This window comes from Consotaella salsifontis, assembly GCF_900167365.1.
Classification (GTDB): Bacteria; Pseudomonadota; Alphaproteobacteria; order Rhizobiales; family Rhizobiaceae; genus Consotaella; species Consotaella salsifontis.
The window spans coordinates 164,809-188,735 of record NZ_FUXL01000005.1; the positions used below are offsets into that span (position 1 = coordinate 164,809).

General features: G+C 66.8%; 22 protein-coding genes. 10 read left to right on the forward strand and 12 right to left on the reverse strand.

Annotated elements, in window-relative coordinates:
• Nucleotides 1–103: 103 nt before the first annotated feature.
• From B5D38_RS08910 to mce, 5 genes are read left to right on the forward strand one after another with little or no spacing between them, the layout of a single operon-like run.
• A complete protein-coding gene (locus B5D38_RS08910; protein ID WP_078708062.1) occupies nt 104–1,636 on the forward strand; it encodes an acyl-CoA carboxylase subunit beta in 1,533 nt (510 codons plus the stop codon).
• A gap of 10 nt (nt 1,637–1,646) precedes the next feature.
• Nucleotides 1,647–3,656, forward strand: a complete 2,010-nt coding sequence (locus tag B5D38_RS08915) for an acetyl-CoA carboxylase biotin carboxylase subunit (RefSeq protein WP_078708063.1) — start codon at nt 1,647–1,649, stop codon at nt 3,654–3,656.
• A 38-nt stretch (nt 3,657–3,694) separates the two neighbouring features.
• Nucleotides 3,695–5,536, forward strand: coding sequence for a methylmalonyl-CoA mutase family protein (locus B5D38_RS08920; protein WP_078708064.1), 1,842 nt, complete (start codon nt 3,695–3,697; stop codon nt 5,534–5,536).
• Entirely contained in the window at nt 5,533–7,698 is a 2,166-nt protein-coding gene (gene scpA, locus B5D38_RS08925) for a methylmalonyl-CoA mutase (RefSeq protein ID WP_078708065.1), read from the forward strand. The genes B5D38_RS08920 and scpA overlap by 4 nt, the downstream gene beginning before the upstream one ends.
• 7 nt (nt 7,699–7,705) lie before the next feature.
• The gene (gene mce, locus B5D38_RS08930; RefSeq protein ID WP_078708066.1) at nt 7,706–8,134 is read left to right on the forward strand and encodes a methylmalonyl-CoA epimerase; all 429 of its coding nucleotides are present in this window, start codon (nt 7,706–7,708) and stop codon (nt 8,132–8,134) included.
• Here mce and B5D38_RS08935 read toward each other — a convergent pair.
• From B5D38_RS08935 to B5D38_RS08945, 3 genes are all read right to left on the reverse strand, one after another.
• Nucleotides 8,128–8,652, reverse strand: a complete 525-nt coding sequence (locus B5D38_RS08935; RefSeq protein WP_165690817.1) for an SH3 domain-containing protein — start codon at nt 8,650–8,652, stop codon at nt 8,128–8,130. The two genes, mce and B5D38_RS08935, sit on opposite strands and share 7 nt — an antisense overlap.
• Nucleotides 8,653–8,736: 84 nt before the next feature.
• A complete protein-coding gene (gshB, locus tag B5D38_RS08940) occupies nt 8,737–9,681 on the reverse strand; it encodes a glutathione synthase (protein WP_078708068.1) in 945 nt (314 codons plus the stop codon).
• A gap of 87 nt (nt 9,682–9,768) precedes the next feature.
• On the reverse strand, nt 9,769–10,266 hold the full coding sequence (locus tag B5D38_RS08945; protein ID WP_078708069.1) for a P-loop nucleotide/nucleoside kinase family protein: 498 nt from the start codon (nt 10,264–10,266) through the stop codon (nt 9,769–9,771).
• A 94-nt stretch (nt 10,267–10,360) separates the two neighbouring features.
• On the opposite strand from B5D38_RS08945, the gene B5D38_RS08950 reads away from it, so the two are divergent.
• Nucleotides 10,361–10,726, forward strand: a complete 366-nt coding sequence (locus B5D38_RS08950; protein ID WP_078708070.1) for a VOC family protein — start codon at nt 10,361–10,363, stop codon at nt 10,724–10,726.
• Nucleotides 10,727–10,737: 11 nt separating this feature from the next.
• Here the strand turns inward: B5D38_RS08950 and B5D38_RS08955 are convergent, their stop codons facing one another.
• From B5D38_RS08955 to rph, 7 genes are all read right to left on the reverse strand, one after another.
• Complete coding sequence (locus B5D38_RS08955; RefSeq protein ID WP_078708071.1) at nt 10,738–11,661, reverse strand: alpha/beta hydrolase; 924 nt, start codon at nt 11,659–11,661, stop codon at nt 10,738–10,740.
• A gap of 89 nt (nt 11,662–11,750) precedes the next feature.
• Complete coding sequence (locus tag B5D38_RS21840) at nt 11,751–12,119, reverse strand: YraN family protein (protein WP_116002618.1); 369 nt, start codon at nt 12,117–12,119, stop codon at nt 11,751–11,753.
• A 3-nt stretch (nt 12,120–12,122) separates the two neighbouring features.
• Nucleotides 12,123–13,019 (reverse strand): 16S rRNA (cytidine(1402)-2'-O)-methyltransferase, encoded by an 897-nt coding sequence (gene rsmI / locus B5D38_RS08960; RefSeq protein ID WP_116002619.1) that lies wholly within the window; start codon nt 13,017–13,019, stop codon nt 12,123–12,125.
• A 13-nt stretch (nt 13,020–13,032) separates the two neighbouring features.
• Nucleotides 13,033–13,356, reverse strand: coding sequence for a YnfA family protein (locus B5D38_RS08965; RefSeq protein WP_078708072.1), 324 nt, complete (start codon nt 13,354–13,356; stop codon nt 13,033–13,035).
• Complete coding sequence (gene hemW / locus B5D38_RS08970; RefSeq protein WP_078708073.1) at nt 13,353–14,543, reverse strand: radical SAM family heme chaperone HemW; 1,191 nt, start codon at nt 14,541–14,543, stop codon at nt 13,353–13,355. Before hemW ends, B5D38_RS08965 begins: the two co-directional genes overlap by 4 nt.
• On the reverse strand, nt 14,540–15,190 hold the full coding sequence (rdgB, locus tag B5D38_RS08975) for an RdgB/HAM1 family non-canonical purine NTP pyrophosphatase (RefSeq protein WP_078708074.1): 651 nt from the start codon (nt 15,188–15,190) through the stop codon (nt 14,540–14,542). Before rdgB ends, hemW begins: the two co-directional genes overlap by 4 nt.
• Nucleotides 15,187–15,906, reverse strand: coding sequence for a ribonuclease PH (gene rph, locus B5D38_RS08980; RefSeq protein WP_078708075.1), 720 nt, complete (start codon nt 15,904–15,906; stop codon nt 15,187–15,189). Before rph ends, rdgB begins: the two co-directional genes overlap by 4 nt.
• Nucleotides 15,907–16,126: 220 nt before the next feature.
• Between rph and hrcA the strand changes: the two genes are divergently transcribed.
• Together hrcA and grpE are read left to right on the forward strand one after the other, a co-directional pair.
• Entirely contained in the window at nt 16,127–17,206 is a 1,080-nt protein-coding gene (hrcA, locus tag B5D38_RS08985; protein ID WP_425349322.1) for a heat-inducible transcriptional repressor HrcA, read from the forward strand.
• Nucleotides 17,207–17,364: 158 nt separating this feature from the next.
• A complete protein-coding gene (gene grpE, locus B5D38_RS08990; RefSeq protein ID WP_078708077.1) occupies nt 17,365–18,048 on the forward strand; it encodes a nucleotide exchange factor GrpE in 684 nt (227 codons plus the stop codon).
• Between the two features lie 94 nt (nt 18,049–18,142).
• Here the strand turns inward: grpE and B5D38_RS08995 are convergent, their stop codons facing one another.
• The gene (locus B5D38_RS08995) at nt 18,143–18,754 is read right to left on the reverse strand and encodes an NAD(P)-dependent oxidoreductase (protein ID WP_078708078.1); all 612 of its coding nucleotides are present in this window, start codon (nt 18,752–18,754) and stop codon (nt 18,143–18,145) included.
• 103 nt (nt 18,755–18,857) lie between these two features.
• On the opposite strand from B5D38_RS08995, the gene B5D38_RS09000 reads away from it, so the two are divergent.
• Nucleotides 18,858–19,283: a winged helix-turn-helix transcriptional regulator gene (locus B5D38_RS09000; RefSeq protein ID WP_116002620.1), complete on the forward strand. Its 426-nt coding sequence runs from the start codon at nt 18,858–18,860 to the stop codon at nt 19,281–19,283.
• Here the strand turns inward: B5D38_RS09000 and folD are convergent.
• Nucleotides 19,247–20,146, reverse strand: coding sequence for a bifunctional methylenetetrahydrofolate dehydrogenase/methenyltetrahydrofolate cyclohydrolase FolD (gene folD, locus B5D38_RS09005; protein WP_116002641.1), 900 nt, complete (start codon nt 20,144–20,146; stop codon nt 19,247–19,249). The genes B5D38_RS09000 and folD overlap by 37 nt on opposite strands.
• 117 nt (nt 20,147–20,263) lie before the next feature.
• On the opposite strand from folD, the gene B5D38_RS09010 reads away from it, so the two are divergent.
• Nucleotides 20,264–23,821: a hydantoinase B/oxoprolinase family protein gene (locus B5D38_RS09010; protein WP_078708080.1), complete on the forward strand. Its 3,558-nt coding sequence runs from the start codon at nt 20,264–20,266 to the stop codon at nt 23,819–23,821.
• The last annotated feature ends 106 nt before the right edge of the window (nt 23,822–23,927 follow it).

Sequence of the window (23,927 nt, forward strand, 5' to 3'; positions counted from 1 at the left end):
GAATCGCCTTGTCGGGAAACAGCCCGGCCGCTACCTCTTCCATCTGGGAGTTGAGGAGAGCCGCGCGGTCTCGCGACACGCGCGCATCGGGGAGGACGAATGCGTGCGCGACGTTCTGGAAAAGCTCGACGAGCGCCGAGGTCGGGCGCGGCTCGGTGGCGGCATCAGCCGGATCGAAGCCCAGCACGGCAAGGGCAAGCTGACGGCGCGCGAGAGGATCGAGCTTCTGCTCGATCCCGGCTCGTTCGAGGAACTCGACATGTTCGTCGAGCATCGTTCGATCGACTTCGGGATGGAGAAGCAGAAGATACCGGGGGACGGCGTCGTCACCGGCTGGGGCACGGTCAATGGCCGCACCGTCTTCGTCTTCTCCAAGGACTTCACCGTCTTCGGCGGCTCGCTCTCCGAGACGCACGCCAGGAAGATCGTCAAGGTCCAGGACATGGCGCTGAGGATGCGCGCGCCGATCATCGGCCTGTTCGACGCCGGTGGCGCCAGAATCCAGGAGGGCGTCGCCGCGCTCGGCGGCTATGGTGAGGTGTTCAAGCGCAATGTCGACGCCTCGGGCATCATCCCGCAGATCTCGGTGATCATGGGCCCCTGCGCCGGCGGCGACGTCTATTCCCCGGCGATGACCGACTTCATCTTCATGGTCCGCGACACGAGCTACATGTTCGTCACCGGCCCGGACGTGGTGAAGACGGTGACGAACGAGGTGGTGACGGCCGAGGAGCTGGGCGGGGCGCGGGTCCACACCACCAAGTCATCGATCGCCGACGGTGCCTGGGATAACGACGTGGAGGCGCTGCTCCAGGTGCGCCGCCTCATCGACTTCCTGCCCTCCAACAACCAGAGCGGCGTTCCGGCCTGGCCGACGCGCGATCCGGTCGACCGCGTCGACGGCTCGCTCGACACGCTGGTGCCCGACAGCGCCAACAAGCCCTACGACGTCAAGGAGCTGGTGGTGAAGGTCGCCGACGAGGGCGACTTCTTCGAGATTCAGCAGGACTTCGCCAGAAACGTCGTCACCGGCTTCATCCGCATGGACGGGCGAACGGTGGGCGTCGTCGCCAACCAGCCGCTGGTGCTCGCCGGCGTGCTCGACGCCGACGCCTCGCGCAAGGCGGCCCGTTTCGTGCGCTTCTGCGACAGCTTCGAAATCCCGATCCTGACCTTCGTCGACGTGCCCGGCTTCCTACCCGGCACCGACCAGGAATATGGCGGGCTCATCAAGCACGGCGCCAAGCTTCTCTTCGCCTATAGCCAGGCGACGGTGCCGCTGATCACCGTCATCACCCGAAAGGCCTTCGGCGGCGCCTATGACGTCATGGCGTCAAAGCATATCGGCGCCGACTTCAACTATGCCTGGCCAACGGCGCAGATCGCGGTCATGGGCGCCAAGGGCGCGGTGGAGATCATCTTCCGCCAGGACGCCGGCGATCCGGACAAGATCGCGGAGAAGACGAGGGAGTACGAGGAGCGCTTCCTGTCGCCCTTCGTCGCCGCCGAGCGCGGCTATATCGACGAGGTCATCATGCCCCGCACAACGCGCCGCCTCGTCGCCCGGGCGCTCGCCATGCTCGCCGAGAAGAAGGCCGAGCGCCCTTGGCGCAAGCACGACAACATTCCGCTGTGAGGGCCCACCGGTGTTCAAGAAGATCCTGATCGCCAACCGTGGCGAGATCGCCTGCCGGATCATCAAGACGGCGAAGAAGATGGGCATCGCCACGGTCGCGGTCCATTCCGACGCCGACAAGGACGCGCTCTTCGTCGAAATGGCCGACGAGGCGTTCGCCATCGGGCCGGCGCCCGCCGCCCAGTCCTATCTGGTGATCGAAAAGATCGTCGCGGCCTGCAAGGCGACCGGCGCCGAGGCGGTCCATCCCGGCTACGGCTTCCTCTCCGAGCGGGCCGCCTTCGCCAGGGCGCTGGAGGCCGAGGGCATCGTCTTCATCGGCCCCAACGCGCATGCCATCGAGGCGATGGGCGACAAGATCCAGTCGAAGAAGTTCGCCAACGCGGCGCGAGTTTCCACCGTTCCCGGCTTTCTCGGCGTCATCGAGAGCGCGGAGGAGGCGGCGAGGATCGCCGACGACATCGGCTATCCGGTGATCATCAAGGCGTCGGCCGGCGGCGGCGGCAAGGGCATGCGTATCGCCCATGACCGCCAGGAAGTCCTGCAAGGGTTTGCCCGCGCCAAATCCGAGGCCTCGTCCTCCTTCGGCGACGACCGCGTCTTCGTCGAGAAGTTCATCGTCAACCCGCGCCATGTCGAGATTCAGGTGCTCGGCGACAAGCACGGCAACGTCGTCTATCTCGGCGAGCGCGAATGCTCCATCCAGCGCCGCAACCAGAAGGTCATCGAGGAGGCGCCCTCGCCGCTGCTCGACGAGGAGACACGGCGCGCCATGGGCGAGCAGGCCGTCGCGCTCGCCCGCGCCTGCGGCTACGACAGCGCCGGCACGGTGGAGTTCGTCGCCGGCCAGGACAAGAGCTTCTTCTTCCTGGAGATGAACACCCGCCTTCAGGTCGAACACCCCGTGACCGAGTGCGTCACCGGCATCGATCTCGTCGAGCAGATGATCCGCATCGCCGCCGGCGAACCCCTGCCCTTCGCCCAGAAAGACATCAGGCTGAAAGGCTGGGCGGTGGAAAGCCGCATCTACGCCGAGGACCCGATGCGCGGCTTCCTGCCTTCCATCGGCCGTCTCGTCACCTACGAGGCGCCGCGCGAGGGCACGGAATACGACGTCACGGTGCGCAACGACACCGGCGTCGCCGAGGGCTCGGAAATCTCCATCCATTACGACCCGATGATCGCCAAGCTCGTCACCCATGGGCCGACTCGGGAAAGCGCCATTGAGGCGCAGGCGAGCGCGCTCGACGGCTTCGTCATTCGGGGCATTCGCCACAACACGCTTTTCCTTTCCGCCATCATGGCCCATCCGCGCTTTCAGGCGGGCGAGCTGTCGACGGGCTTCATCGCCGAGGAGTTTCCGGACGGCTTCCAGCCGCGTGAGCCCGAGGGCGAGACGGCGACGACGATCGCCCTCGCCGCCCTGTTCATGGACCATGTGATGCAGGAGCGGAGGCGCGGCATTTCCGGTCAGATATTCCCTCACCGGGCGGTGGAGTTCGACAACGAGCGCATCGCCATGCTGGGCCGCACGCCCTATCCCTTCGCCATCGGCCGCGAGACGCTGGAGGGCGCGCTGATCGTCACGGCGGCGGGCGGACGCGTCTATCACGTCGAGTCGAGCTGGATGCCGGGGAGCCCCGTGTGGCGGGGCTTCATTGAGGGGCAGCCTGTGGTGGTGGGCGTCGAGCCTCTTCTCAATGGCGCCCTTCTCTCCCATGCCGGCACGCGGATCGACGCCCGTGTCTTTTCCCCGCGTGAGGCCGAGCTTTTCGCCCTCATGCCGCAGAAGGCGAAGGGCGGCTCGTCGAAGCAGTTGCTCTGCCCGATGCCGGGGCTCTTGCGCGTGCTGAGCGTTGCGGAGGGCGAGGAGGTGAAGATCGGCGATCCGCTGGCCGTGGTCGAGGCGATGAAGATGGAAAACCAGCTTCGCGCCGAATTCGACGGCAAGGTCGCCAAGATCTGCGCCAAGGAGGGCGACAGCCTCGCTGTCGATGCGGTGATCCTCGAATTCGCTTGAGCGACTCGCTCGGACGGACAAGACGAGGGAGAAGGGCCATGACGGAACATTCTGCCGCAATCAACGCCGAAGAAGCCCAGGCCGAATGGCGCCGGCTGGTCGAGACGGCGCTCAAGGGCCGATCTTTCGAAAGCCTTGTCTCACAAACCGCCGACGGCATCGCCATCCAGCCGCTCTACGACAAGGCCGAACCGAGCCGCCGCGCCCTGCCGCGCCGGACCGGCCCGTGGCGTGTCGTCGAGATTGTCGATCATCCCGATACCGCAGCGGCGCTGGCGGCTGTGCTGGAAGCCAGAAATGGCGGGGCGGGCGGCATCTCGCTCGCCCTTCGCGGCTCAATCTCGGCGCGAGGCTTCGGCCTTCCATCCGACCACCTCGCCGCCATCCTCGAGCAGATCGACCTGACACGCCTTCCGCTCCGCCTCGATTTGCCTCCGGGCTTCGCCAGGGAAATGTTCGCCATCATCCACCGGTTGCTGGCGCGCCATCCGGGCGGCGGCGCCGGGATCGATCTCGATCTCGGCCTTGATCCCATTGGCGATTTTGCCCGGAGCGGCCGGGAAGAAGCGCTCATCCCTTCGGCGGACCTCGGCCGCCATGTGGCGGGCCTGAAGGCGCTCGGCCTCGATTCGCCCATTCTGCGCGCCGATGGCCGCGTTCATCATGAGGCCGGCGCCAGCGAGGCCGAGGAGTTGGCGGCCGTCCTCGCCACCGCCCTTTCCCACCTCAGAGCCCTCGAAAGCGCGGGGCTCGAGCTGGAGGTGGCACGCCAAAGGCTTGGCTTCCTGCTGGTGGCCGACGCCGACCAGTTCCTCGCTACCGCGAAGTTCCGGGCGCTGCGCCTGCTCTGGGCAGAGATCGAGGCGGCATGCGGTCTGGCGCCGCGTTCCGTCCGGCTCGATGCCGAGACAGCCTGGCGCATGACCAGCCGCAGGGACCCGTGGGTCAACCTCCTGCGCAACACGATGGCGGCCGCCGCGGCCGCTTTCGGCGGGGCCGATGCCGTGGCTGTCCTGCCCCACACGGCGCCGCTCGGCCTCGCCGATCCCTTCGCCCGCCGCACGGCGCGCAACATCCAGATCATCCTGCGGGACGAGAGCCAGCTCTGGCGCGTTGCCGACCCCGCCGGGGGGGCGGGTGGTATCGAGGCGCTGACGGACGAGCTCTGCGACAAGGCATGGACGCTCTTCCAGGAGATCGAGGCATCGGGGGGAATGGCCGCGATGCTGAAAACCGGAGCTTGGCAGGTGCGCGTCGCCGCGACACGCGCGCGGCGCGAGAAGGCCATCGCCACTCGAACCCAGCCGCTGGTCGGAACCAGCGTCTTTCCGCTGCTGGACGAAACAGCGGTCGCCGTCCTCGCCCCTGCCCCGCCGGAGCCCTCGCCCGAAGAAGCGAGCGAATTGGCGATGCGGCCGCATCGTCTGGCCGAGCCTTTCGAGCGGCTGCGCGATAGGGCGGACCGCTTCCGGCAGAGGACCGGGCGGGAGCCGACCATTTTCCTCGCCGCGATTGGCCGTCCAGCCGATTTTACCGCGCGGGCGAATTTTGCCGCTGCCCTGTTGGCGGCGGGCGGCATCCGACTTGTCGGCGAGGCCGGACATGACGATGCCGAGGCCGTGGTGGCTGGATTCGCCGCAAGCGGCGCCGACGGCGCATGCCTTTGCGCGTCCGATGCCGACTATGCCAGCGGCACCCTCGCCACGGATGTCGCGCGCGCGCTGCGGGAAAAGGGCTGCGGCCTCCTTCTCGCCGTCGCCCCGCCCAAGGTTCATCAGGAGCATTTGGGTGCGGCCTCTTTGGACGAGTTGCTCCACGCCGGCCTCGACGCGGTCGCCCTCCTCTCCCGCCTCCACGAACGGATCGGAGTTGGTTCATGACCCAAATTCCGGACTTCTCGCACCGTCCTCGCCAGGGGGTCCCTGCCGAGATACCCGTTGTCACCGGCGAAAGCTGGAGGACGCCGGAGGGGATCGCGGTGAAGCGCCTCTATGGCGAGGAGGACCGAAAGGGGCTTGCCTTCGTCGACACCTTTCCCGGCATCGCGCCCTATCTGCGCGGGCCCTATCCCACCATGTACGTGACCCAGCCCTGGACCATCCGGCAATATGCGGGTTTCTCGACGGCCGAGGATTCCAACGCCTTCTATCGGCGCAATCTCGCGGCGGGCCAGATGGGCCTTTCGGTCGCCTTCGACCTTGCCACCCATCGCGGCTACGACAGCGACCATCCGCGCGTGGCCGGCGATGTCGGCATGGCGGGCGTCGCGATCGATTCGATCTACGACATGCGCACGCTGTTTTCCGGCATTCCGCTGGATCGGATGAGCGTATCGATGACCATGAACGGCGCCGTTCTGCCGATCCTCGCGCTCTTCATCGTCGCGGGAGAGGAGCAGGGCGTGCCGCCCGAAAAGCTCTCAGGGACCATTCAGAACGACATTCTGAAGGAGTTCATGGTCCGCAACACGTATATCTATCCGCCCGCCCCTTCGATGCGCATCATCTCGGACATCTTCGCCTATACCTCCGAAAAGATGCCGAAGTTCAACTCGATCTCGATCTCCGGCTATCACATGCAGGAAGCCGGCGCGACGGCGGATCTCGAGCTCGCCTATACGCTCGCCGACGGCCTCGAATATTTGCGAGTCGGCACCGGCGCGGGGCTCGATATCGACGCTTTCGCACCCCGCCTCTCCTTCTTCTGGGCGATCGGCATGAACTTCTTCATGGAGATCGCCAAGATGCGCGCGGCTCGGCTCATCTGGTCGCGTCTCGTCGCCGATTTTTCGCCGAAGAACCCGAAGTCGCTGGCGCTTCGCACCCATTGCCAGACCTCCGGCTGGTCGCTGACCGCACAGGACGTTTTCAACAACGTCGCTCGCACGGCGATCGAGGCGATGGCTGCGACGCAAGGCGGAACCCAGTCGCTCCACACCAACGCCTTTGACGAGGCGCTGGCACTGCCCACCGACTTTTCGGCGCGCATCGCCCGCAACACGCAGCTCTTTCTTCAGCAGGAGGCGGGCACCAGCCGCATCGTCGATCCGTGGGGCGGCTCCTATTTCGTCGAGCGCCTGACCGCCGACCTCATCGAGAGGGCGGAGGCGCACATCGCCGAGGTGGAGGCGCTCGGCGGCATGGCGAAGGCCATCGAGGCAGGCATTCCCAAGCTGCGGATCGAGGAGGCGGCGGCCCGCACCCAAGCGCGCATCGACGCCGGCGAGCAGGTCGTGGTGGGGGTCAACCGCTACCGCGTGGCGGACGAGCAGCCAGTCGATGTGCTCAAGGTGGACAATGGCGCGGTGCGCGCCCGCCAGATCGAAAAGCTCCAGCGCCTGCGCGCCGAGCGCTCGGCAAGCGAGGTGGAGGCCGCACTCGACGCGCTTTCCAAGGCCGCAGCCAGCGGCGCCGGCAACCTCCTCGCTCTCGCCGTCGATGCCGCCCGCGCCAAGGCGACGGTCGGCGAGATATCGGACGCCATGGAGAAGGCGTTCGCCCGTCACAGCGCGGCGATCCACATCAATTCGGGTGTCTACAAGGAAAGCTTCGACGACCCGGTGCGCCTGGAGCGCGCCAGCGCCCTTGTTGCCGACTTTGCCGCCGAGGACGGCGCCCCGCCGCGCATTCTCGTCGCCAAGATGGGTCAGGACGGGCACGATCGCGGCCAGAAGGTCATCGCCTCGGGCTTTGCCGATCTCGGCTTCCAGGTGGAAATCGGCCCGCTTTTCGCAACGCCCACGGAGACGGCCGCACTCGCGATCGAAAAGAACGTCCATGCCGTCGGGGTCTCGTCGCTCGCCGCCGGCCATCTGTCCCTGGTGCCGGAGCTCAAGGCCGAGTTGGAAAGGGCGGGGCGCGGCGACATTCTCATCATTGTCGGCGGTGTCATCCCGCCCCAAGACTATCAGGCGCTCTACGACGCCGGAGTCGCCGCGATCTTTCCGCCGGGAACGCCGGTCACGGACGCCGCCCTTGCCGTTCTAGACCACTTGTCGGCCCATCTCGGCTATCGGCAGAAGCATCCGAGCGAATATCAGTGAGGACGAGATGATCGGACGGCTCAACCATGTCGCCATCGCCGTGCCGGACCTTCGCGCCGCCAGCCGACTCTACTCGGAGACACTGGGAGCTGAGGTCTCGGCGGTGACGGATCTTCCCGAACATGGGGTCAGCGTCGTCTTCGTGACGTTGCCCAACACCAAGATCGAGCTGATGGCACCATTGGGTGACGGCTCGCCCATCCTGGGCTTTCTGGAGCGCAACCCGTCGGGCGGCATGCACCATGTCTGCTATGAGGTGGACGACATTATCGCGGCCAGCGACCAACTGGTGGCGAAGGGCGCTCGCGTCCTTGGAGAGCCAAGGACCGGCGCCCATGGGCTGCCGGTCCTGTTTCTGCATCCGAAGGATTTTCACGGTACGCTGATCGAGCTGGAAGAGGTGGCGCGGCCACTCTCCTCCTCATTCCATCAATAGTTCCGGTAGGGCCGATGCGGCATGAAGGGCCCTGGGCGAGGCCGGTCGCGGAAATGATGCGGCGGGCGATGCGGGCGTCCGTGCCACCGCGGACGGTGATGGCGAGGCCGGTCGAAGTGCCGGCCATACCAGCGGTCGCGATGGCGATAGAAGGATCGGTTGCGATAATGACGATCCCAGTAGTTGCCGACCGAAAAGCCGATAATCGGCGCGCCGATCATCGGCACCACTGACGGCCCGGAGATGCGCCGGCCGCCCTCGAGATAGGCAAGATAGTTAGACGACATCCAGCCGCGATTGCCGCGATAGCCGATGTCGCACCACGACCGGTTGGACAGGCACCCGTAGACGCGCACATTGTCCCTGTTGCCGACCACGGTGATCACCGGATAGCGCGTCGACGGCCCGGCTCGCAAATTGACGTCGGCGGTGGCGATGGCGCTCGCCGCCGCGAGAGCGGCGGTCGGCACCATGAAAGCGCCCGCGAGCATGATGGCCGCGATAGCTTTTTTCATCATCGAGTTTGTTCCCTGACGGACCCACATCCCTTCCAAGACATGGGGGTAATCGCGCAGCAGCGCGATTCGTTCCCGCAAGGGAAATCAGCGCCCGACCTTCCTTTCGATCGCGTCCCAAAGCAGAACTGCGATGTCCGTACCGCCGAAGCGCTTGACCTCGCGGATGCCGGTCGGCGAGGTGACGTTGATTTCGGTGAGATAGTCGCCGATGACGTCGATGCCGACGAAGAGAAGGCCGCGCTTCCTCAGTTCCGGCCCGATGCGCTCGCAGATCTCGCGCTCGCGCGCCGTCAGCTCCGTCGGCTCGGCGCGCCCGCCGACATGCATGTTGGAGCGGGAATCGGTTTCCGAGGGCACCCGGTTGATGGCGCCGGCGAACTCGCCGTCGATGAGGATGATGCGCTTGTCGCCCTTGCGCACGTCCTTCAGATAGCGCTGGACAATGAAGGGCTCGCGAAAGAGCAGCGCGAAGGTTTCCAGGAACGAGGTTAGGTTGCGATCCTCGCGGGTGATGTGGAACACCCCCGCCCCGCCATTGCCGTAGAGCGGCTTCATGACGATCTCGCCGAATTCCTCGCGGAACGCCGCCACCTCCAGCGGGTCCTTGGTGATCAGCGTTTCCGGCATGAGGTCGGCATACTCGGTGACGAAGATCTTTTCCGGCGCGTTGCGCACCGAGGTCGGATCGTTGACCACCAGCGTCTTCGGATGAATGCGGTCGAGAATATGCGTCGAGGTGATGTAGGCCATGTCGAAGGGCGGGTCCTGGCGCAGAAGGACGACGTCCATGGTCGAAAGGTCGATCTTTTCGGATGGCCCGAGGGTGAAGTGGTTGCCCTCCTCCTCGCGCAGGATCATCGGCTCGGCCCGTGCCGTCACCTTGCCGTCGCGCAGTGAAAGCCGCTCGGGCGTATAGTGGAAGAGCTCGTGCCCGCGCGCCTGCGCCTCCATCGAGATGGCGAAAGTCGAATCGCCCTTGATGGTGATCGAGGAGACATGGTCCATCTGGACCGCAACTTTCAGCGCCATGATGAAGGCTCCGTGATTGACTTTGGCCGAAGGCGGTAGCGCGTCGGTGGGACAATGGCAACGTGCGCCCTGCGCGAGACCGCCTGGTCAGGGAAGCTCGGCCCGGATCGCCGCAACACAGCCGGTGATATCGCGTCGCGCCGTGTCGACCACAAGGCAGGGCCTCTCCCACGGACGATAGTCCCGCGCCAAGACATCGGACCAGCTCGGCAGGCAAAGTCCCGGAACCTCGCCGCGTCGCTTCTCGACCCGTCGTCGATGCTCGGCCCTGTCCGAACAGACGATCTCCACCTCGAGGACGCCGACGCCGGCATCAAGGGCGAGCGATCGCCAGTAGTTCCGCGTTTCCATCCACGGGTTCACGCAATCGGCGACGACCGTCAGCCCGAGGCGAAGATTGTCCTCGGCAACGCTGCCGGCGGCACGGTAGCCGGCATCGTTCAGCGAACCCGTCACCACGTCGGCGTCGCGGATCGCCTGCTCGATGGAATCGATCCTGAGCCAGGCCGCCCCGATCCCGCGGGCAAGAGCCCTGGAGATGGTGGACTTGCCCGTACCGGGCAATCCGGAAAAGGCGATCAGCATGCTCTTTTCTCCCTCGCGGCATCGATGAGCGATCCCTGCGGCGGCTCCACCTATATGGTACGGCTTCGCCAACCATCATGTCGGAGATGGCCGAATGACCATTCTTGCCCTGCACCATGTCCAGCTTGCCATGCCGGAAGGGCGCGAGGCGGAAGCGCGGGCCTTCTATGCTGGTCTCCTCGGCCTTGGCGAGGAGACAAAGCCCGAGCATCTCGCTCGGCGCGGCGGCTGTTGGTTCGCGGCTGGCGAAACGCGGCTGCATCTCGGCGTCGAGACGGATTTCCGCCCTGCCCGCAAAGCCCACCCCGCGCTTCTCGTCGACGATCTTTTCGCCCTCGTCACGCGGATCGAGCGCGCAGGCTTTACGGTCATGGAGGACCAGTCGCTCGAAGGCTTCGAGCGCCGCTACGTTTCCGACCCCTTCGGCAACCGCATCGAGCTGATGCAGCGCGCCGGCTGACCCTCGCCGGATCAGCTGCCCGACTTTGGCGGTTCGGCGGCAAAGCGCAGGGCGCGCTCCACCGAGGCCGGAAGTTCGGAAGGGTGGTTGGCGCCATCGTTGCGATGAAAGCGGGCAGTCACAGTGGGCAGGCGGTCGAGCCGTTCGGCGAGTTCGCGCACCCGATCGACAAAGCGTCGCTCGGCCAGCTTCTTCGCCCGCTCGCTCGCCCCCGGCGTTCCCGCTTCGTCCGGGCTCAACACCTGCTCGTATTCCGCCGCCATGAGAAGGACGCCGATTCGCTCGGACAGCATCCCGGCCGAGAAGGACTTCTCCTCCTTGTCGAGGATGCTGTCGCCGAAGCGCAGCGACGGGCTCGCCGCGACATAGGCCGAAAAATCCTGCGGCTGCGAATAGAGCACGTGCAACGCGAAAAGCCCGCCATAGGAATGGCCGAAGAGCGTCTGGTGCGCGTGGTCGATCGGCGCGTCCTTTTCGATCAGGGGTTTCATCTCCGTCTCGATCGCACGCAGAAACTTATCGGCGCCGCCGATCGGCTCGCCGTCGCGATCGACGGTGCGCCCCGGCACCGGCGGTGTCAGATCGTAATTGCGGGCCGGGTCGTATTCGCCATCGATATCGTATCCGACGCCAACCACGACCTCCTGCGTGAGTTCGCGGTGGGTCTTTTCCTCCTTGGCAAGGGTCGCCATCGCCATGGGGAAGGTGATGTTGCCGTCGAGGAGATAGATCACGCGGTAGCCGGCCGCCGGCGGCGGCGCGGTCGGCAAGGCAACATAAAGACGGTAGTCGCGCCCCATGATCGCCGAATGGACGAGATGCTGCTCGATGCGCAGCCCGGCGGGCGGTGCCAACGGTCCCGCCGCGGCCAGCGCCGGCGCCGCCGCAACAGTCGCAAGAAGCAAGAAGACCCAGCCTGACGCGCGAAGATGCATGACGGCAAGTTCCTTTCCTGGGGGACGGGCATCGAAGCTAGCGCGGCAGGCACCGGGAAACGAGCGGATGCGCTATGACAAATACGGGATCATCCCCTGGCGCGCCAGGCATCCCTGATATGGATCGGCCAACGCCGGGGAAGAACGGCGACGATGTCGAAGCGCAGCGACAGCCGGCCGTAGTCCTTTTGGCGCGCCAGCCAAAGGTCGGCCGCCGCCTCGATGCGCCGCTGGGCAACCGGTCCGACCGCCTCCATCGCGGCTTCTAGGCTGCCGCGCGCCTTAACCTCGACGATGGCGACAAGATCGCCGCGACGGGCGATGAGGTCGATCTCGCCGAGCCGGGTGCGGTAGCGCCGTTCGACGATATGGAAGCCCTTGAGCCGCAAGGCCCAGGCGGCGAGCCACTCGCTCCGGTGCCCGCGCGCATGAGCCAGCCGACGCGCCTCCGTCGACATGGCTCAGCTCTCGCTTTTCATCGCCAATGCCCGGGCATAGAGGTCCCGGCGCGAGAGACCCGTCAGGCGCGCCGCCTCCTGCGCCGCCTTGGTCGGCTTCATCTCGGCAAGCAGGCCGGCGAGAATGGCGTCGGCGTCCTCGGCGCTCGCCGCCGCCTCGGCCGCCGGCGGCGCAACGACCACGACGATCTCGCCCTTGATGCTCTCCATCGCGGAGAACTCGCCGGCGAGCGCCGACAGCTCCCCCCGATAGACAGTCTCATGGGCCTTGGTGAGTTCGCGGCACACGCTCGCCCGACGCTCGTCCCCCAGCACCCGCGCCATATCTGCGAGGCTCTCGGCGATGCGATGCGGCGCCTCGTACAAGAGAAGCGTCGCGGGAATCCGGCAAAGCTCCTCCAGGCGCGTCCGCCGCGCCGCTTCCTTCGGCGGAAGAAAGCCGGCAAAGAAGAAGCTCTCGGCCGGAAGACCGGAGACGAGGAGCGCCGCAAGCGCCGCAGAAGCACCGGGCACGGGGAAGACCGGGATTCCGCGCTCGATCGCCGCCTTCGCCAGGCGCTCGCCAGGATCGGAGACAAGCGGCGTTCCCGCGTCCGAAACCAGGGCAATGCTTTCGCCGCGCTCCAGGGCTTCGATCAAAGCCTCGCCGGCCCGCGCGGCGTTGTGTTCGTGATAGGGGCTCATGCGGCGCTCGATGCCGAAGCGGGCGAGAAGCTTGGCGGTGACGCGTGTGTCCTCGCACACCAGCCGGTCGGCGCCGGCGATGATCTGAAGGGCTCGCAAAGTGATGTCGGAAAGGTTGCCGATGGGCGTCGCCACCAGATAGAGCCCTGGTTCGGGCTTTGTGGCGGCAAATCGCGCATCGCGGATCTTGAAGCTGCCCGCCTCCGCCTCATCCATGACGCTTCTCCTTTCAAGCCGGCCGGGGCGCCCAAAGAATAATGGCGGCACCGAGCAGGCAGACCATCGCGCCGAGGACATCGTATCGGTCTGGCCGCGCGCCTTCCACCGCCCACAGCCAGGCGAGCGAGGCCAGGATATAGACGCCGCCATAGGCCGCATAGGCCCGTCCGGCCTGTGCCGCAGGGCTCTGCGCCAGCAGAATCGCGAAAAGCGCGAGGCTCGGAAGTCCCAGCGCCAGCCAAAGCGCGGAGCGGCCGAGGCGCAGCCAGGACCAGAAGGCGAAGCAGCCGCCGATCTCGGCGAGCGCGGCTGCCGTATAGACGAAAAGCGTCATGCGAGGTCGGCGACCACGGCATCGAGAACCAGCATGCCGGCGGGCGTCGCCCGGATGCGGTCGGGCGACAGGCGCTCGACCATGCCCTGGGCGACAAGGTCGGCCTCCACGGTCGGGTCGATATCGCGCCCGGAAACCTGCCGCCACCGCTTGAGGTCGACACCCTCGGTCAGGCGAAGCCCCATCAGCAGGAGTTCGTCCGCCTCCTCCTGATGCGACAGAGCGTCGTCGATCGTCGTGCCGGTTTCCCAGTCCTCGACCATTTGCAGCCAGCGCTCGGGATTGGGCTCGGTGGCGACGGCGTGGCGACCGAGGCGCCCCATCAGCCGGCCGTGAGCGCCCGGCCCGACGCCGGCATAGAGGCCATAACGCCAATAGGTGAGGTTATGGCGCGATTCGGCACCCGGCACGGCGTGGTTGGAAATCTCGTAGGCCGGAAGCCCCGCCGTTCGCGTGACGGACTGCGTCGCTTCGTAGAGATCGGCTGAAAGCTCGCCGTCGGGCACCTTCAGCTTGCCGGCCTTGTGAAGCGCATAGAACGGCGTGCCGTGCTCGATGGTGAGCTGGTAGAGCGAGAGGTGATCGGCGGCGAGATCGATGGCGCGCGCCAGCTCCGCCTCCCACGACGCCACGCTCTGCCCCGGACGGGCATAGATGAGGTCAAAGGAAAGGCGGGGAAAGGTCGAGCGCGCGAGTTCGATCGCCTTCAGTGCCTGGGCAACGTCGTGAAGCCGCCCCAGCCCGCGCAGGTCCTCGTCGTTCAGCGCCTGGACACCAAGCGACAGCCGGTTCACTCCCGCCGCCCGATAGCCGAGGAAGCGCTCGGCCTCGACGCTGGAGGGGTTGGCCTCCATCGTCACCTCGGCGCCGGGAGCCACGGTCCAGTTGGCGGCGATGGCGTCCAGGATGGCGCCGACGGTCGCCGGCTCCATGAGCGAGGGGGTACCGCCGCCCAGGAAGATCGACGTGACGGTCAGCCCACGCGAGCGCCCCGCCATGACCGCGATCTCCCGGGCGAAGGCACGGGCGAAGCGCTCCTGGTCTATCGCCTGATGGCGAACATGGCTGTTGAAGTCGCAATAGGGGCATTTGGCCGCACAGAACGGCCAGTGGACATAGACGCCGAAGCCCGGATCGGCCGGCGTCGTGGGAAGGAAGCGGTGAACCTCGGCGCTCAAGGCGTTCATTTCGGTGTCAGCGCTTCTTCGGCGAAGCGCTTGAAGGCGCGGGCGCGATGCGACAGCGCATCAGGATCGCCCGGCTTCCAGCCATGCTTGGCCTCCGAGCTCATCTCGCCGAACGTCTCGGTGAACCCCTCGGGAAGGAACATGGGATCGTAGCCGAAGCCGAGCGTGCCGCGCGGCGGCCAGACCAGCGTTCCCTCCACCTCGCCGCGAAACTCGCGCGTCGCGCCGTCGGGCATGGCGAGGCAGAGCACGGCGACGAAGCGGCCCGTGCGGCTGTCCGGCGTCGTCGCGCCGGCCGCCTGAAGCTTCTCCTCGATGTTGCGCATGGCAAGGGCGAAATCGCGCCCCTCTCCCGCCCAGCGCGCCGAATGGATGCCCGGAGCGCCGTCGAGTGCGTCGACGCAAAGGCCGGAATCGTCGGAAAGTGCGAGAAGGCCCGAGGCGGTCGCCGCCGCCAGCGCCTTGATCCGCGCGTTCTCCTCGAAGGTCGAGCCCGTTTCCTCGGGCTCCGGCAGGCCCTTTTCGGCGGCCGAGGTCACGGCGATGCCGAAAGGCGCCAGAAGCTCGCGGAATTCGCGGATCTTGCCCTGGTTGTGGCTGGCGACCAGCAACGGCCCACCGCCAATGTCGAAGTTCGCGCCGCTCATCGCGCCACCGCCTTCTTCTGAAGATCGATCAGGCTGGTGACGCCGCGCCGGGCGAGCGAAAGGAGGTTCAAAAACTCCTCCTCGGAAAAGGGCGCGCCCTCGGCCGTGCCCTGGATCTCCACGAGACCGCCCGAGCCGGTGATGACGAAGTTGGCGTCGGTTCCCGCCGACGAATCCTCGAGATAGTCGAGGTCGAGCACCGGCGTCCCACCGTGAATGCCGCAGGAGACGGCCGCGACATGATCCTTCAGCACCTTCTTGCGGTCGATCATCGCCCGGTCGGCCATCCAGCCGAGACAGTCGTGAAGCGCGACCCAGGCACCGGTGATGGCAGCCGTTCGGGTGCCGCCGTCTGCCTGGATGACGTCGCAATCCACCGTGATCTGGCGCTCGCCGAGCGCTTCGAGGTCCACCACGGCGCGCAGCGAACGGGCGATGAGGCGCTGGATCTCCAGCGTGCGGCCCGACTGCTTGCCGCTGGATGCCTCGCGGCGCATCCGCTCGCCCGTGGCGCGCGGCAGCATGCCGTATTCCGCCGTCACCCAGCCGCGCCCGGAATTGCGCAGCCAGCCCGGAACCCGCTCCTCGAGGCTGGCGAGGCAAAGCACGTGGGTGTCGCCAAACTTGACGAGGCAGGAGCCCTCGGCGTGGCGCGAGACCCCGCGTTCGAGGCTGACAGAGCGCATCTCGTCGTTGGCGCGTTTGGAGGGTCGCATGATCGGGGTCCGGTTCATCAGGAGCTGCAAAGGTGGCGGCCCGGCCGCCAAGGCGAATCGCTGCGGCTTGTACCGCAATGGTGCGGCAGGGAAAACCTGAGCGCAATCGAGCGCTTGCGCGTTGTCCCGGCGCCGCCCTTGGCGCCGACCGCGAGGCTCCCTATAGTGTTGTTTTACCAGGGTGTAATATCGGTAGGCCATGAGTGAATTGAGGCGATCGATGGCGGATCTTTCGGGACCGCTCGACGAGCGGTCTCGCGAAATCTTCCGTCTCATCGTCGACAGCTATCTGGAGCTTGGCGAGCCCGTGGGTTCACGCTCGCTCTCCCGCCTGTTGACGACCTCGCTCTCGCCCGCCTCCGTGCGCAACGTGATGAGCGACCTTGAGGCGCTGGGGCTGATCTATTCGCCACACATCTCGGCCGGCCGCGTGCCGACGGAGCTGGGCTTGCGCTTCTTCGTCGATGCCTTTCTGGAGGTCGGAGACCTGCCGCAGAAGGAGCGCGAGGAAATCCAGGAGAAGGTCCGCGTGACGGGCGAGGCGCGCAGCGTGGACGTGCTTTTGACCGAGGCGAGCCAGCTTCTGTCCGGCCTCTCGCGCGGCGCCGGTCTGGTTTTGACATCGAAGTCCGACCTTCGCCTGAAGCATGTCGAGTTCATTCGACTGGAGCCGACCAAGGCTCTGGCCATTCTGGTCGGCGCCAATGGCGACGTGGAAAACCGGGTGATCGAGCTGCCGGCGGGCGTCACGGCGTCGCAGCTCGTGGAGGCGGCGAACTTCCTCAACGCCCATGTGGTGGGGCGTACGCTTTCGGAAGCGAGCGACGCCGTGCGCGCCGCCAAGGAGGCTATTTCCGGCGAACTCGACGCGCTCTCCCGCGCCCTCGTGGAGCAGGGGCTCGCCATATGGTCCGGCGCGGAAAAGGACCAGCCGCCGAGGCTCATCGTGCGCGGCCGCGCCAATCTCCTGGAGAACGTGACGGCGAGCGACGATCTGGAGCGCCTGCGCCTGCTCTTCGACGACCTGGAGACAAAGAGCGGCATCATCGAGCTGCTGGAGCTTGCCGAGACCGGCTCCGGCGTCAGGATTTTCATTGGCTCGGAAAACAAGCTGTTCTCGCTGTCCGGCTCCTCCCTGGTGGTGGCGCCCTATCGCGACAGCTCGGAACAGGTGGTGGGCGCTGTCGGCGTCATCGGCCCAACGCGGCTCAACTATAGGCGCATTGTGCCCATGGTGGATTACACGGCGCGTCTCGTGTCGCGACTGCTGAAACCGGGTTCGGCTGCCGTCCGGCCTTGATTTTCCGGGGCGAAGTCTCGATATCCCGCACGGGAAATTGAACGGCGCGGGCGTGCCGGCCTGTCTCCGCCGGCAGGCGACGCGGCAGAACCGCGAGCCATGCCAAAGAGCAGCGCCGAACCTTGGCCGAAGCACGAGAAGACGGGATCGATCGGCGTATGAGTGACATCGACAAGACCAACACCGAGAACGAGATCGAGGCCGGCGCCACCGAGGCGCCCGGCAACGAACAGGCGACCGGGGGCAAGGCTAGCGGCTGGGGCTCGCAGGAAGCGGCGGGTGCCGCCGATGCCGAGCGCATCGCGGCGCTCGAGGCCGAGAATGCCGATATCAAGGACCGGATGCTGCGCATCGCCGCCGAGATGGAGAATCTGCGCCGGCGCACCGCTCGCGAGCTGCATGATTCGCGCCAATATGCCGTGGCCTCCTTCGCCCGCGACATGCTTCAGGTCGCGGACAATCTGCGCCGCGCCATCGAATCCATCCCGGCCGAGGCGCGCGACGCCGGCAATGCCGGGCTCGACAGCCTGGTCGAGGGCGTCGAGATGACCGAGCGCGGCTTCCTCGCCACCATGGAAAAGCACGGCGTCAGGAAGCTGGAGCCGGAAGGCCAGCGCTTCGACCCCAATTTCCATCAGGCCATGTTCGAGGTACCGAACACCGAGGTGCCCAACGGCACAGTGGTTCAGGTGGTCCAGGCCGGCTATGCCATCGGCGAGCGTGTTCTTCGGCCCGCCATGGTCGGCGTTTCCAAGGGCGGCCCCAAGCCGGGTGCAGAGCCCAAGGCCGAAAGCCCGGCGGAGCCCGCCAACAGCAACGACACCGGCAACGGCGCGGCTTGATAGAGGCTCTGCTGCCTTAACGCCTCAAATGATCAACGCCCGGCCTTGCGACCGGGCGTTTCTTTTTCTGGCAGCCATTCTTGTCGGGAAAGGATCAGTAGCCCACCGTGAAACGCTGGCGCACATGAGCCGGCTTTTCGAGCTCGTCGACCAGAGCGACGGCATAATCCTCATAGGAAATGTGGCTCTGCCCGTCGGGTGCGGTGAGAAGGGTGTCGCCGCCGATCCTGAAGCGGCGGGTCCGTTCGCCGGGCCCGAACATCGCCGACGGCGAAAGGAACGTCCATTCCAGACCGTCCTCGCGCCGCAGCAGGTCGAGAAACCGCACACCGCCGGACGCCTCGGGCTTGTAGGCTTCCGGAAATTCCGCCGTGTCGATCAGCTTCACGCCCGGCGCGACCTCGAGGCTGCCGGCGCCGCCTACGACGAGAAAGCGGGAAACGCCCGAATCGCGCACGATCTTGATCAGCGCCGCAGCGTCGAGGTCCTGGAACCGCACCGAGCTGACGACGGCCTCGTGGCCGGAAAGGAGAGACGCAAGCGCCGCCGGATCGGCGATATCGCCCCGCACTGCCGTCACGCCCGGAAGCGCCGAAATCTTCTCGGGATTGCGCGCGATCGCGGTGACGCTATGGCCGCGGTCCGAAAGCTCCTTGGCGATGCGTGAGCCGACATTGCCGCTGGCGCCGATCAAGGCGATTTTCATCGAGTATGCTCCTGGTAGTTTCTGATGGGTACCAGATGATATATTGACACCGCCGTGTAAAGGAGGCACGAATCCGTCACCTGGTTCCCGATGAGAAACCGCCATGGAACAACGCCCCAATCCCTACGCCGCCAACTGCCCGACACGCCTTGTGCTCGACCGCCTGGCCGACAAGTGGGCGGTGCTGCTGCTCGGCCTGCTCGCGTCAGGGCCGCAGCGCTTCAACCAGCTGCGCCGCGAAGTGGAGGGCCTGTCGCAGAAGATGCTGTCGCAGACGCTGAAGGGCTTGCAGCGCGACGGCCTGATCGAGCGCACGGTCTTTGCCACGGCGCCGATCACCGTGGAGTACGCGCTGACGCCGCTGGGCCGGACGCTGATTTCGCCCATCGAGGCGCTGCGGCTCTGGGCCGAGAGCCACATCGGCGAGGTGGTCGCGGCCCAGGCCGCCTATGATGATGCCGGCCCGGCCGTTCCGGTGATGCCGATGAAGGTTCAGAACGTCGGCGCGGGAAGCCCCGCCGCCCGGTAGGCGGCGATCACCGTGTTGGCCATGAGCATGGCGATGGTCATCGGGCCGACGCCGCCTGGCACCGGCGTGATGGCGCCGGCGTGCTCCAGCGCCTCTTCGTAGGCGACGTCGCCGACGAGCCGTGTCTTGCCCTCGCCTTTTTCGGGCGCCGGCACGCGGTTGATGCCGACGTCGATCACCACCGCTCCATCCTTCACCCAGTCGCCGCGGATCATCTGCGGCCGGCCGACGGCGGCCACCAGAATGTCCGCGCTGCGGCAAACGGCGGCAAGGTCGGCGGTGCGTGAATGGGCGACCGTAACGGTCGCGTTGGCCGCCAGGAGCAGACGCGCCATGGGCTTGCCCACGAGCTGCGAGCGCCCAACGACGACGGCGCTCTTGCCCGACAGGTCGTCGCCCAGCGTCTGGCGCACCAGGAGCATCGCGCCCGCCGGGGTGCAGGGCAGCAGCACCTCGTCGAGAACGTCCGAGGCCAGCCGCCCGGCGTTGATCACCGTGAGCCCGTCCACGTCCTTTTCCGGCGTGATGGCGGCGATGACGCGCCGCGCGTCGAGAGGACCGGGCAGAGGAAGCTGCTGAAGGATGCCGTGGATCGCCGGATCGGCGTTGAGCTTTTCGATGAGCGCGATGAGATCGGCTTCGCTGGTCTCGGCGGGCAGGCGATGGGTGAGCGAGCGAAAGCCGCAGCTCTCGGCCATCTTGCCCTTGTTCGCCACATAGACCTGGCTCGCCGCGTCCTCGCCCACCAGGATCACCGCCAGCCCCGGCCGAACGCCGGACGCCTCGGAAAGGCGGGCCGCCTCCACCTTCACGCGCTCCACGACGGATGCCGCCGCTGCCTTGCCGTCGATGCGGGCTGCCACCATGATAGACCTCTTCCGGAGCACTGCGTCTGGAAAGCCTTATAGCGAGCCGAATCGGGTTTTGGCACCCGCTCTTCTCGTTGCTCCGACCACACGACCGAACCGCATTGGACAAGGATGACGCTGGTGGCAGGCTGGGACTTCTGGATCGACCGGGGCGGCACGTTCACCGACGTCATCGGCCGCTCGCCGGACGGCGCGCTCCACGCCCGCAAGCTGCTGTCTGAAAACCCAGGCGTTTACGAGGACGCCGCGATCCAGGGCATCCGCGATCTCCTGGACGTGCCGGCGGGCGCGCCCTTCCCCTCCTCCCGCGTCGCCAGGGTGCGCATGGGAACGACGGTTGCGACCAACGCCCTGTTGGAGCGCAAGGGCGAGCGGACGGCCCTCCTTATCACCAAAGGTTTCCGCGACGCCCTCAGGATCGCCTATCAGGCGCGGCCCGACATCTTCGCCAAGGAGATCGTCCTTCCCGAACAGCTCTATGACGAGGTGATCGAGGCGGATGAGCGCGTGCGCGCCGACGGCACGGTGGAAGCGCCGCTCGACGAGGCGACGGTGGCGGCAGGCCTTGCAGAGGCGCGCGGCCGAGGCATCGAGGCGCTCGCCATCGTCTTCATCCACGCCTGGCGTCATCCCGAGCACGAGCGCCGGGCAAGACGGCTGGCGGAAGCGGCGGGCTTCTCGCAGATCTCGGTGAGTCACGAGGTCTCGCCCTTGATCAAGCTCGTCGGGCGGGGCGACACCACGGTCGTGGACGCCTATCTCTCGCCGATCCTCAAGCGCTACGTCTCCCGCATCGCAGGGGCGCTGGGCACCGACGAGAAGACGGGGCAGGCACCCCTCCTCCAGTTCATGATGTCGTCGGGCGGGCTGACCGCCGCCGACCTCTTCCAGGGCAAGGACGCCATCCTGTCGGGACCGGCCGGCGGGGTCGTCGGCATGGCCGAGACGGCACGGGCCGCCGGCTTCGACAAGGTCATCGGCTTCGACATGGGCGGCACCTCGACCGACGTCGCCCATTTCGACGGGGCCTATGAGCGAACGCTGGATTCGGAGGTGGCCGGGGTGCGCGTTCGCGCGCCGATGATGCGCATCCACACCGTGGCGGCCGGTGGCGGCTCGGTCCTGGCGCTGGATCAGGGGCGCTTTCGTGTCGGCCCCGCTTCGGCCGGCGCCGATCCCGGCCCGGCAGCCTATGGCAAGGGCGGTCCCCTCACCGTCACCGACGCCAACGTCATGCTCGGCAAGCTGAAGCCCCACCTCTTCCCGGCGGTCTTCGGGCCAAGACAGGACCGGCCGCTCGACGCCGCCGTTGTGGAAGCGCGGTTCCGCGCCCTCGCCGCCGAGATCGGTGACGGGCGCCGCCCAGAGGAAGTCGCCGAGGGCTTTCTCACCGTCGCCGTCGAGAACATGGCGAACGCCATCAAGAAGATCTCCGTCCAGCGCGGCTACGACGTCACCCGCTACGTTCTGAACTCCTTCGGCGGTGCCGGCGGCCAGCACGCCTGCCGCGTCGCCGACGCGCTCGGCATGGGAAAGGTGCTGATCCACCCGCTATCGGGGCTTCTTTCGGCCTATGGCATCGGCCTTTCCTCGGTGTTCGCGACACGGAGCCAAGCCCTCGTCGCGCCTCTCGCCCAGGACGGGCCGGGTGCCGTCATTGCTCTCGCCGAGGCGCTGGAGCGGGACGCGCGCGCGGAACTCGCGGACCAGGGCATCGAGCCCGACGCGATCCATGGCAAGGTCCTTCTGCAACTGCGCTACGACGGCACCGACACCACGCTTCCCGTCCCTCACGACGGCACCGTCGACGGCGCGCGGCAGCGCTTCGAGGAGGTGCATCGGGCACAGTTCGGCTTCGTCTACGAAGATCGCGCGATCGTCGTCGAGGCGGTGACGGTCGAAGTGTCAGAACGCCGGGAGGCCCCGCCGTCCACGACAGAGCCGCCAGCCGATGCCGTGCACATGCCGGCAGACGAAACGGGCTCGTTCTTCTCCGGCGGACGCTGGGTCGAGGCGAGCATCCTGCGCCGCGCCGATCTTGGCTCAGGCGCTGTGCTCAAGGGTCCGGCCCTTGTCATCGAGGAAAACCAGACCGTAGTGGTGGAGCCCGGCTGGCGCGCCACGGTGACGGCGCGCGGCGACTTGCTTCTGGAGCGCGCAGCGCCGCTGGAGCGCCATGCCGCCCTCGGCACCGCCGGCAAGGGCGCGGCCGGCAAGGGCGCCGATCCCGTGCTCCTCGAGGTCTTCAACAACCTCTTCATGTCGATCGCCGAGCAGATGGGCGTGACGCTCCAGAACACCGCCTCGTCGGTCAACATCAAGGAGCGCCTGGATTTCTCCTGCGCCGTCTTCGATGCCTCGGGCGCGCTCGTCGCCAACGCGCCGCACATGCCGGTTCACCTCGGCTCCATGGACCGTTCCGTCCAGACCATCATCGAGGAGAACCGGGGCCGTCTCAGGCCGGGCGACGTCTATGCCCTCAACGCGCCCTATAACGGCGGTACGCACCTGCCGGACATCACCGTGGTGACGCCCGTCTTCGCCGAGGACCGATCCCGCATCCTCTTCTTCGTCGCCTCGCGCGGCCATCATGCCGATATCGGGGGCCTCGCGCCGGGCTCGATGACGCCGAGAGCCACGACGGTGGACGAGGAAGGCGTTCTCATCGACAATTTCAGGCTGGTCGAGGGCGGACGCTTCCGCGGGGACGCCTTGCGCCGCCTCCTGACCGACCATCCTTATCCGGCGCGCAATCCCGACCAGAACATCGCCGACCTCAAGGCGCAGATCGCCGCCAACGAAAGAGGCGTGGCGGAGCTGAGGAGGATGGTGGAAGCATTCGGGCTCGCCACCGTCGAGGCCTATATGGGCTTCGTCCAGGACAACGCCGCAGAGACGGTCGCCGAACTGATCGCGACCCTCGACGACTGCGGCTGCGACTACGAGACGGACACGGGCCAGATCATCCGCGTCGCAGTGACCGTCGATCGAGCCGCGCGTACGGCGACCGTCGATTTCACCGGCACCTCGCCGAGCGCCGCCAACAACTTCAACGCACCCGAGCCGGTGACGCGCGCCGCCGTGCTTTACGTCTTCCGCGTGATGGTGGAAAAGCCAATCCCGATGAACGCGGGGTGCCTCAGGCCCCTCACCATCGTCGTTCCCGACGGCTCGATGCTGAAGCCGCGATATCCGGCCGCCGTGGTCGCCGGAAACGTCGAGACCTCGCAGCATGTCGTCAACGCGCTGTTCCAGGCGTTCGGGTCGCTCGCCAACGCGCAAGGGACGATGAACAACCTGACGTTCGGCAATGCCCGCCACCAATACTACGAGACCATCTGCTCCGGTGCGCCCGCCGGACGCCTCAATGACGGACGAAGCTTTGCCGGCGTCTCCGGCGTCCACACTCATATGACCAATTCGCGTTTGACCGACCCGGAAGTGCTGGAAATGCGCTACCCGGTCGTCCTGGAGGGCTTTGATATTCGTGAAGGTTCAGGCGGCTCAGGAGGGATGCCCGGCGGCGGCGATGGCGAGGCAGGCCGCACTGTGGTCCGCCGAAACGACGGCCGTCTGGAGACGCTGTCGGCGTGCGATCAGACGGTCCTGGAGGCGGGTGAGGCCATCATCATCACGACGCCGACGCCCGGCGGTTTCGGCGCCGGATGATGCGTCGCCGAGCCTTCGCATCATGGCTCAAGCCCCCCTCTACCCCTGGTCAATAAGCAAATTCGAAATCTATTTGCGGTAGGTCCAGATGGTGTGTTGCGTGTTT